Below are 11,095 nucleotides of genomic sequence, written 5' to 3'. Positions count from 1 at the left end.
AAAACATGGGATTAAAATGAAAGGATGTGTCGCCGTTCAGAGAAAGTTATTGGAATTGATTTATGTTCTTTATAAAAACAAAACAACTTACGACAAGGATTATAAAAAAAATAGCGTGCAAGCACAAAAGGCATAAGCACGCTATACAGTCTAGCTCTATGGCCGACTTAGAGGACAAATTTAATGATAAAAATTAAAAAATAAAATTTAGATTTATTAGAAAATCAACACAGAATCTTTCCGTTACAAGTCCTCGCAAAAAAGTAAAGTTTCCAAGTCCTAGAAAGAGCTTCCGTTGGTCGCTTTTCTAGAACAGGAAACTTTTACTTTTTTTGCTCCGGGCTTTTTACTTCACTCGGGGCTAGGGTATTTCGTTTTCAGAATTGTATTTTATTTATTTAACCCGAAACTCTTTCAATAAAAAGCCATTGGCAACAGTTTTGAACTCTGTTAATTGATTTTGAATCCAGTTTTCATCGTGTCCTAATTCTTTTGCCAGTAAATGTGCCACTTTATCGGCGCATGCAATAGCAACTCGTGCGTCTAAAAATAATAACCGAACACGTCTTGCTAAAACATCTTCAATAGTAGTAGCCATTTCTTCTCGAATAGCCCAGACAACTTCGGCTAAAGTGTAATTGTAATCAAGATGCAGTTTCTCTTTTAACTCGGGTTCGTTTTCCTGTAATTGCAGAATGGCTTTACTGTCCGTTCCGTAAATGAACAGGTGGTTTTCAAAATCGGTGTTACTGTTTTTCTTATTGCCGTGAATAGCCAGATGTTCGGTCACACATTTGTAATTGGGTAATTGATGAATGGCAATGGCTTTATTTACAATGTCTTCAGCAATTTTTCGGTAGGTGGTCCATTTTCCGCCGGTAATGGTGATTAATCCAGTCTCGGAAACAATTATTTTATGGCTTCTGGAAACTTCTTTAGTGCTTTGTCCTTTTTTTTCCGGCGCTGCCAAAGGTCTTAAGCCAGCAAAAACCGAAAGGACGTCTGCCCGTGTTGGTTTTTTTATCAAATATCTTTGCGCTGTTTCCAGCACAAATTCGATTTCTTCTTCCAAGGCTATTGGTTCAATATCCGATTTTTTGACTAAAGTATCGGTTGTGCCTACAACAATTTTATCATGCCAAGGAACTGCAAAAAGTACTCTTCCATCACTTGTCTTTGGAATCATTAGTGCATGGCCGCCTGGTAAAAAGGATTTATCAAATACCAAATGAATCCCTTGACTGGGAACGATGTATTTTTTATAAACTGTGTTATTCATTTTCATTATGGCATTGGTAAACACTCCCGTTGCATTAATTATAGCTTTGCCTTTTATGATGTGTTCTTCTTTTGTTTCCTGATCAACGGCAACAACTTCAGTGATTTGGTTTTTGTCGTTCTTGATTAATTGAATCACTTTGAAATGATTAAGTACGCAAGCTCCATTTTCAGCAGCGGTTTGAGCCAAATTAATAGCTAATCTGGAGTCGTCAAACTGTCCGTCATGATAGAGTACGCCGCTTTGCAGTTTGCTTGATTCAATTGAAGGGATTAATTTGAGTGTTTTTTTTCTGGATAAATATTTGGAACTTCCGAGACTTAATTTGCCAGCTAATAAATCGTATAATTTTAAGCCAATGGTATAAAAATAGCCAGCCCACCAATTGTAATTTGGTATAATGAAAGATTCATTTTTTACCAAATGGCCTGCGTTCTTTTCCATTAATCCTCTTTCTTTTAAGGCTTCGATAACTAGGGAAAGATTGCCCTGCTCCAAATAACGGACGCCTCCGTGAACCAATTTAGTACTTCGGCTTGATGTTCCTTTTGCAAAATCTACTGCTTCCAATAGTATGGTTTTAAACCCTCGGCTTGCAGCATCAACTGCAACTCCTAGTCCATTGGCGCCACCGCCAATAATGATAATGTCCCAATTTTGGTTTTGCTTGAGTTTCTCTAGCTGTTCGATTCTGTCCATTGGCTAGTTTTGTAGGTTCAACTTGGTTGTTTGTAGTAAATTTAACTAATTATTTAAAAGCATTAGCTTTTTGAAAATTTAAATTAGGATTTCTTTTTTATACCTATTTATATATACGTGAAATAGAATTATGTATTTTGTTGTTTTAAAGGGGTTTCTTGAGGTTAATGATTTTATTGGTTTAAAGTTGAAATCTGAATTGAATTATAATAAAGGATTGAGAATTGTGAAACTTTGTATTGTTTAATTAGTTCATTTACCGATTTAAAGTGTTTTTAAAATCAATGAAAGGTTGATATTTAAAAAAAAAAATTACTTTTGCGGTTCAAACAAAAGCAAAATGGCAAAGAATTTAGTGATAGTTGAGTCACCAGCTAAGGCGAAAACAATCGAAAAATTTCTAGGAAGTGAATATCAGGTTGAGTCAAGTTATGGGCATATCGCCGATTTACCTTCTAAAGAAATTGGTGTTGATGTCGAAAACGGATTTAAACCTAAGTACGAAGTTTCTTCGGATAAGAAAGCGTTAGTGTCCAAGTTGAAAACCTTAGCTAAAAATGCCGACATGGTATGGTTAGCAAGTGATGAGGACCGCGAGGGAGAGGCTATTTCTTGGCATTTGGCGGAAGAATTGAAACTTAAAAAAGAGAAAACAAAACGTATTGTTTTTCATGAGATTACAAAGACAGCTATTCTTAAGGCTATTGACAAACCTCGTGAAATTGATTATAATTTAGTTAATGCGCAACAAGCGCGAAGAGTTTTGGATCGTTTGGTTGGATATGAATTGTCACCTGTGCTTTGGAGAAAGGTAAAAGGCGGTTTGTCTGCAGGTCGTGTTCAGTCTGTTTCTGTTCGGTTGATTGTTGAAAGAGAACGCGAAATTCAAAACTTTACTGCAGTAGCATCTTATTCTGTAGTAGCTGAATTTACCAATGAAACAGGGAAGTCTTTCAAAGCAAAGCTTCCGAAAAATTTCAATACTAAAAAAGAAGCCGAAGATTTCTTAAAACAAAATATCGGTTCTATATATAAGGTAGCAGATTTAGAAACTAAACCTACCAAAAAATCTCCAACGGCTCCTTTTACAACTTCGACTTTGCAGCAGGAAGCGGCCAGAAAATTATATTTGCCTGTTGGGATCACGATGCAATTGGCACAGCGGCTGTATGAAGCTGGACTAATAACCTATATGAGAACGGATAGTGTAAATTTGTCCAAAGAAGCTATGGATGCAGCGCAGGCAGAAATTATTAAGTCTTATGGTAAAGAGTTTTCGAACCCAAGAATTTTTGCCAATAAAAGCAAAGGAGCACAAGAAGCTCACGAAGCAATTCGTCCTACTGATATGTCTCGTCATACCGTTAATATTGATAGGGATCAAGCGCGTTTGTATGATTTGATTTGGAAGAGAACTTTGGCTTCTCAAATGAGTGATGCCAAGCTGGAACGCACGAACGTTAAAATTGAAGCTAATAATCATGATGAAGTTTTTACTGCTTCGGGTGAGGTTTTGCTTTTTGAAGGATTTTTGAAAGTATATCTTGAAGGTCATGATGACGATGAAGAAGAGCAAGAAGGAATGTTGCCTGCAATGAAAGTCAATGAGAAGCTTGAAAACAATTATATTACTGCTACCGAAAGATATTCCAGAGCTGCAGCACGATACACAGAGGCTTCTTTGGTAAAAAAATTAGAAGAGCTAGGAATTGGGCGTCCTTCTACTTATGCGCCAACTATTTCTACTATTATCAACAGAAATTATGTTGAAAAAGGAAATTTAGAAGGCCAAGAACGAAATTATACGCAACTGACTTTGCAGTCAGGTAAATTTGAGGAGAAGTTACTCAAAGAAAATACAGGTTCTGATAAAGGAAAATTAGTTCCTACAGATATTGGTACGATTGTTACAGATTTTTTGGTTAAGAATTTTGGCAATATTTTGGATTATAATTTTACGGCCAAGGTAGAGCATGATTTTGACGAAATCGCTGAGGGAAATATTGAATGGACCACTATGATGCAGGAGTTTTACAATACATTTCACCCAACAGTGAAAGACGTTGAGGCCAATGCAGATAGAGAAAGCGGAGAAAGAATACTGGGGATTGATCCGGTATCTGGTAAGCCAGTTTCAGTTCGTTTAGGAAAATTTGGGCCAATGGCACAAATCGGAGATGCCGAAGACGAAGATAAAAAGTTTGCCAGTCTTAGACATGAACAAAATATTGGTAATATTACTTTAGAAGAAGCATTGAATTTATTTTTGCTTCCGAAAAATTTAGGTATATATAAAGGAGAAGAAGTAGAGGTGAGTAATGGCCGTTATGGTCCTTATGTACGACATGGAAGTGTTTTTATTTCTTTGCCAAGAGGGGAAGATCCTTTGGATGTGTCGATGGTTAGAGCTCAGGAATTAATTGATGAAAAAGCCATTGCAGATGCGCCAATCGCTGTTTACAAAGGTGAAGGTGTTCAAAAAGGGACTGGGCGTTTTGGTCCGTTTATCAAATGGAATGGCATCTTTATAAATGTAAGCAAGAAATATAATTTTGATAATCTTTCTCAATCGGATGTAGAAGCTTTGATTGAAGATAAATTGCAAAAGAATATTGATAAAGTGCTTCATAATTGGGAGGACGAAGGAATATTGGTAGAAAAAGCACGCTGGGGGCGTTCGGTTATAACTAAAGGCAAAATAAAAATTGAACTAAGCAAAGATGTAGATGCTGCAAAATTGACATTAGAAGAGGTCCAGGAAATGATTGCCAAAAAGACGCCGGCTAAAAAAGTGGCAGCTAAGAAAGCAGCTGCGGCAAAGAAGCCTGTTGCTAAAAAAGCTGTAACCAAGAAGAAATAGAGAATTTGATTCAGTTAATCTTGATTTTGTTTCAAGTAGTTAAAAGGATTAAGACGATAAAGAAATATAAAAAATGGAGTTTGATTTTTTAGTACCATTAGATAGTGAAATTCTAAAGCATATACAAGAATTGTCTGCTCAGTATTTGGGCAGCAAGATTGTATTGCATACTAATGATTCGATTCCTGATTTAGATAAAATTAACATTGCGATAATTGGTGTTCTTGATAACAGAGGTGATCGAAATGCTAAAGCAGATGTTGATTTAAATGCAATCCGAAAAGAATTGTACAGTATGTTTCCTGGTAATTGGAAGGCAAGTATAGCTGATTTAGGGGATGTCCTTGCTGGGAATTCAAAAGAGGATACTTACTTTGCGGTAAAAAAAATTACATCTGGATTAATAAAAAGAAAAATCATTCCAATAGTTATAGGCGGATCACAAGATATAACTTATTCACTTTATAGGGCTTACGATGATTTGGAGCAAATGGTGAACTTGGTTTCGATAGATAGTAAGTTTGATTTTGGAAAAGAAAACGAAGCAATAAGCTGTGATTCTTTTTTAACAAAAATTATTATTGATGAGCCTAATAATCTGTTTAATTTTTGTAATATTGGATATCAAACTTATTATAATTCTCAAGAGGAGATTGACTTGGTTGAGAAATTGTTTTTTGATGCTTATCGATTAGGGGAGGTCTCAAATAATATTTCAATTTCAGAACCAGTTTTTAGAGATGCTGATTTAGTAAGTATAGATTTGAAAGCTGTAAAATCTTCCGATTCGGGGAATTTTGTGGATTTTAATCCGAATGGTTTTAATGGTAAGGAAATATGTTCTTTGTCCAGATATGCAGGGATAAGTGATAAAGTAACATCATTTGGTGTTTTTAATCATAATTGTTCCAAGCAAGAGGCAGTAATTATTGCGCAGATTTGCTGGTATTTTATCGAAGGCTATCATTATAGGTCAAATGAATACCCTTTTGGAAGCAGAGAGAATTATTTGAAATATATTGTGCCGCTTGAAGAAGAGGATTTAGTATTTTATAAAAGTGATAAAACAGAGAGATGGTGGATTGAGATTCCACATGTTTTGAGCTCAAACAATAAATTGAAAAAAAACACGTTATTACCGTGTTCATATGAAGAGTATTTGGCAGCCTGTAATCAAGAAATGCCTGAAAGATGGTGGAAAGCACAAAGAAAAAATGTTGTGTGATTTTTTTGATTATTTATGATTAATAGTTTTTTAGCAAAAGCGTTAATTTTATGTGAATATTTTAATTAAATGAGTAATACTTACATTTTTTTCAAAAGTATGTTTTTTGTCGTTCTTATTTAGCTCTTCGGCGATAAAATATTTTTTTTTAAGAATTTTTAACATACATTTGACCAAATAATTTAAGGCTCTAAAAAGAATTGTTTTTTTAAAAAAAAATAAATAGGTTTACAGTCTGATAATAATGAATAGATAACCCCAATTTTTATGAAGAATTTCATTGCATTTACGGCAATTTTAACAGTATTGATTAGCTGTGGCAGATCAAGCGACAAAGGTGAGTTGGTTGGTGTGAAAGGAGCAAAGTGGCATCCTGAAAAACCTTATGGAATGACACTAGTACCTGGCGGATCGTATATCATGGGTAAATCTGATGATGATGTTGCCAATGTTGGTGACGCCCCAACAAAAACTGTTACTGTTAGATCCTTTTATATGGACGAAACAGAAATTACAAATAACGAGTATCGTCAGTTTGTGGAATGGGTTAAAGATTCTACAATCCGTTTGCGCTTGGCTATTTTGGCAGAAGACAGCGGACAGGGTGCAGCAACTGATGGAAAAGGTAAAGGAAAAAATTCAGGCAGTATAGCTGATTATTCTTTTAAAGATTCTAATCCTGAAAAAATGACTGCATACGATAAGTATATGTATGATAATTATTACAGTATTGGTACTGATAAGGATGCTAATGCTTTTAAAAGATTGAATAAAAAAGCAAAGCTTATAAAAGATGTTAAAAAATACCCAGATGAATATTATGTTGAAGTAATGGATTCTATGTATTTGCCACTTGAAGCTTCATATAATGGTTTGAGAACCATGGATGTGAATAAACTTAAATTCCGTTATAATTGGATGGATATTCAAGCTGCTGCAAAAGCGAAAGTTGGTAAGAGACAAGATTTTATAAGAACCGAAGAGGTAAAAGTATATCCTGATACTACAGTTTGGATTAAAGACTTTAGTTATTCGTATAATGAGCCTATGCATAATGATTATTTTTGGCATAAAGCTTATGGAGAATATCCAGTGGTAGGTGTAACATGGAAACAGGCAAAAGCTTTTTGTGAATGGAGAACCTTAAATAAGAATATTTGGCTGAAATCTAAGAAAAGCCATTTTGATAATGTAAATTCATTCAGATTACCTACAGAAGCTGAATGGGAGTATGCTGCCAGAGGAGGTTTGGAATCAGCAACTTTTCCTTGGGGCGGACCATATACAAAAAGTGACAGAGGCTGTTTCTTAGCTAATTTTAAACCTAATAGAGGTGATTATGCAGCGGATCAGGCTTTATATACAGTAGAGGCTAAATCTTATGAGCCGAACGGATATAATTTGTATAATATGGCAGGTAATGTTTCTGAATGGACAGATTCTGCTTATGATTCAAATTCATATGAGTTCATGTCTACAATGAATCCAGCAGTTATTGATAATTCAAATAAACGTAAAGTAGTAAGAGGAGGATCATGGAAAGATGTTTCTTATTTCTTGCAGGTAAGTACACGTGCATTTGAGTATTCGGATTCGGCAAGAAGTTATATCGGTTTTAGAACAGTACAAGATTACATGGGTACTCAAACTACTAAAAACGGTAAAAAATAATAAAAAAAAATCCTAAATCACTTAAATAAAAATAACCTATAAATTAACTTTAAAATTTTTAAAAGATGGCATTATTGAGCAAAAAAGCAATGAATTTTACCTATGGTATGGGAGCGGCAGTAGTAATTATTGGAGCACTTTTCAAAATTCAACATTATCCTGGGGCAAGTGCGTTATTAATAGTTGGTCTTTGTACTGAAGCTTTTATTTTTGCTCTTTCAGCATTCGAACCTGTAGATCATGAATTAGACTGGTCTTTAGTGTATCCTGAATTAGCGGGTGGTGAGAAAGCCGATAAAAAAGAAGTTGTTTCTGATGATGCTGACGGAATGTTATCTTCAAAATTAGATGCTTTATTAAAAGAAGCAAAAATTGACGGTGAATTAATGAGTAGTCTTGGTAATAGCATCCGTAATTTCGAAGATGCTTCAAGAAATATTTCTCCAACTGTTGATTCAATTGCTGCAACAAAAAAATACAGCGAAGAATTATCTATGGCAGCTGCCCAAATGGAATCTTTAAATAGTTTATATAAAATACAATTAGAAAGTGCTTCCAGAAATACTGAAGCAAATAAAGAAATAGCTGAAAACGCAAGCAAATTAAAAGAACAAATGCAATCAATGACTGCAAATATTGCTTCTTTGAATAATGTTTATGGCGGTATGCTTTCTGCAATGAGTAATAAAGGATAATTAGTTTTTTAACTATATTTTAATTTTAATAAATAAACTAATTAGAAAAAATGGCAGGAGGAAAATTAACCCCTAGACAGAAGATGATTAACCTTATGTATTTGGTTTTCATCGCGATGTTAGCATTAAATATGTCCAAAGAAGTTTTATCTGCATTTGGATTAATAAACGAGAGATTTGAAACTGCAAATGGTTTAGCATTAACTTCTAATGAGGCTATTTTAGCTGACTTAGATCTTAAAGCTCAAGATAAACCAGAGCAATATCAAGTTCCTAATGAAATTGGAAAAAAAGTAGCAGCAGCTACAACCACTTTTTATAAATATGTAGAATCGCTTAAATTAGGTTTTACTAAAGATATTGTAAGAGAAAAAGACGGTAAATTACCATATGAGACTATGGATAATTCATCAAAATTAGATGAATCATGGTTTAGCGGTGATGGATTGTCAGCAAAAGGTAAGGAAGTTGTAAATGCAGTTGAGACATATAAAACGGCCATTAAGTCTGCATTGGGTTCTGATCCTAAATTCCAGGATATCCTGACTGAATTTAATACTAAATTTAATACGGGTGATGTTAAAGATAAAGAAGGTGTTACTAAAAATAATTTAGATTATAATTTTAAGCATTTTCCATTAATCGCTTCAGTTGCAAAATTAACAGCTATTCAAAATGATGTTAATACTATTGAAAATCAAATTTTAGGCAGATTAACTGGTTCAACAGCTGTGGCTGCTGCATCGATGAAAAACTATACTGCGATTGTAATTCCTGAAAAATCAGCTTTCTTTGCTGGTGAAGCTGTAAAAGGAAAAATCGTTTTAGGACGTTTTGATAAATCTACAGTGCCAACTAAGGTTGTTGTAAATGGAGGTAATTTAAATTTGGCAACAGCATTACATGATGGTCAAGTTGATTTTAGTTTTGGTGCTGGAAATGTTGGAGAACACGACATTAATGGTAACTTTACTTTTATGGAAGACGGGAAGCCAGTAGCAATTCCTATTTTAGGAAACTATGTAGTTGTGCCAAAACCAAATTCAGCAACTATTTCTGCTGATAAAATGAATGTTGTTTATAGAGGTGTTATTAACCCAATGACTATTTCATTTGCTGGTGTTTCCGATGATAAAGTGAGTGCTTCTGCACCAGGATTAAGTCGTGCTGGTAAAGCTGGTAGTTATAACATGAATCCAGGTCAAGGTTCAGAGGTTGTAATTAATGTTACAGGAACATTGCCTGATGGTTCTAAAGTGTCTGATAAAAGATCTTTCAGAATTAAAGGTATACCTGCTCCAGTTGGTGCAATTGGAGGAGAAATGGGTATTGTTAAAGGTGCAAAATCCCGTTTAGAAGTTTCACAAGTTTCTGCTAAATTGCCAGATTTCGATTTTAATGTTAATTTGAATGTTGTTGGATTTACTTTAAAGGTAACTGGTCAGGCTGCAGTAATTGTATCAGGAGACAGAGTTAATGCTCAATGTAAAACAGCTTTAGCGAGAGCAACTAGAGGTGATCAAATCACAATCTCTGATATTAAAACTAAATTGGTTGGATCTGATATCATGCTTTCAAGAACTGCACCAGTAATTTACGAAATACAATAAATATTTAAGTTACTATTTTACTTAAATAACTTAATAATTAATAAAGATGAAGACTAAAAATTTAGTAGTGGTTATTGCATTAGTTGCAGGGAGTTTTTCTTCATTTGCACAGTCTAATTTGCTTAATGCTAAAACTCCTGAGCAAATAGGTGTAAAAACTAAATCTCAAATATCTCTTGATAATGATAAGCCTTTGGCTTATGGTTATGTTGATGATAGAGATATATTAATGGGAAAAACTACTTGGGAGATTATTGATTTGAGTGAAAGGTTTAATTTCCCTCTTTATTTTCCAATTGATTCTACTAATATAGGAAAAGACAGGAGATCATTATTTGATGTTTTAATTAAAGGTATTAAAGCTAATAAAATAACTGAAGTGTATGCTGATGATTATTTTAATACTAAAAAGACATTCAAAGACATGAGCAGTTCTTTTACTTACATTGATACTACAAATGCTGGTAGAGAAGAAGTAAATGCCAATAGAGATTTGTATTACCCAAAAGCAAAACCGTCGATTACTTATAAAACTGTTAAAGGTAAAAAAGTAAAAGTGGTTGGTCCTGCTACTGTTCCCGTTGCTAAAGTTTTAGATCCTCAATTTATTGATAAGAGAGAGCTTACGGCACAAGATATCACAGGATACAAATTAAAAGGGTATTGGTATTTTGATAAGCGTCAAAGTGAATTAAAGTATCGTTTATTAGGTATTTGTCCGATTGCTCCGGAAGCTAGAGAAGTTGGAAGTGAAAACCCTGATTATATCGATTTATTTTGGATATTTTATCCATCGATTCGGGATTATTTACATCAGTATTTAGCATTCAATGAGAAAAATTCTTCAATGCCAATATCTTTTGACAGAATTTTGGATTCACGTTTGTTTAGCGGAGTTATATACAAAGAAGAAAATGTTTATGGTGACCGTCTGATTACTGAGTATGTGAATGAAAACGCTTTGAACCAATTATTGGAATCGGATAGAATCAAAGATAAAATTCGTGACTTTGAACACGATATGTGGAATTATTAATTTCATAAATTATTCTAAAA

7 protein-coding genes are annotated in these 11,095 nt (G+C 34.0%); 6 read left to right on the top strand and 1 reads right to left on the bottom strand.

All coding sequences use genetic code 11. From position 1 onward, the window contains the following. Nucleotides 1–394: 394 nt before the first annotated feature. A complete protein-coding gene (locus tag AC1DVP_RS14070) occupies nucleotides 395–1,978 on the bottom strand; it encodes a glycerol-3-phosphate dehydrogenase/oxidase (protein ID WP_477184113.1) in 1,584 nt (527 codons plus the stop codon). Between the two features lie 340 nt (nucleotides 1,979–2,318). Here AC1DVP_RS14070 and topA point away from each other — a divergent pair, with 340 nt between their 5' ends. From topA to porN, 6 genes are all read left to right on the top strand, one after another. Continuing rightward, on the top strand, nucleotides 2,319–4,838 hold the full coding sequence (gene topA, locus AC1DVP_RS14065; protein ID WP_477184112.1) for a type I DNA topoisomerase: 2,520 nt from the start codon (nucleotides 2,319–2,321) through the stop codon (nucleotides 4,836–4,838). A 73-nt stretch (nucleotides 4,839–4,911) separates the two neighbouring features. Next, the gene (locus tag AC1DVP_RS14060) at nucleotides 4,912–6,063 is read left to right on the top strand and encodes a formimidoylglutamase (RefSeq protein ID WP_477184111.1); all 1,152 of its coding nucleotides are present in this window, start codon (nucleotides 4,912–4,914) and stop codon (nucleotides 6,061–6,063) included. Nucleotides 6,064–6,330: 267 nt separating this feature from the next. Continuing rightward, on the top strand, nucleotides 6,331–7,734 hold the full coding sequence (gene porK / locus AC1DVP_RS14055; protein ID WP_477184110.1) for a T9SS ring complex lipoprotein PorK/GldK: 1,404 nt from the start codon (nucleotides 6,331–6,333) through the stop codon (nucleotides 7,732–7,734). 65 nt (nucleotides 7,735–7,799) lie between these two features. Next, a complete protein-coding gene (gene porL / locus AC1DVP_RS14050; protein WP_477184109.1) occupies nucleotides 7,800–8,429 on the top strand; it encodes a type IX secretion system motor protein PorL/GldL in 630 nt (209 codons plus the stop codon). A 50-nt stretch (nucleotides 8,430–8,479) separates the two neighbouring features. Further along, nucleotides 8,480–10,039, top strand: coding sequence for a type IX secretion system motor protein PorM/GldM (gene porM / locus AC1DVP_RS14045; RefSeq protein WP_477184108.1), 1,560 nt, complete (start codon nucleotides 8,480–8,482; stop codon nucleotides 10,037–10,039). Nucleotides 10,040–10,085: 46 nt separating this feature from the next. Further along, on the top strand, nucleotides 10,086–11,075 hold the full coding sequence (porN, locus tag AC1DVP_RS14040) for a type IX secretion system ring subunit PorN/GldN (RefSeq protein WP_477184107.1): 990 nt from the start codon (nucleotides 10,086–10,088) through the stop codon (nucleotides 11,073–11,075). Nucleotides 11,076–11,095 lie beyond the last annotated feature (20 nt).

The organism is Flavobacterium sp. P3_A6, from assembly GCF_056403035.1.
Note: the sequence above shows the minus strand (reverse complement) of the source record. Positions and strands in the feature narration are given on the sequence as shown.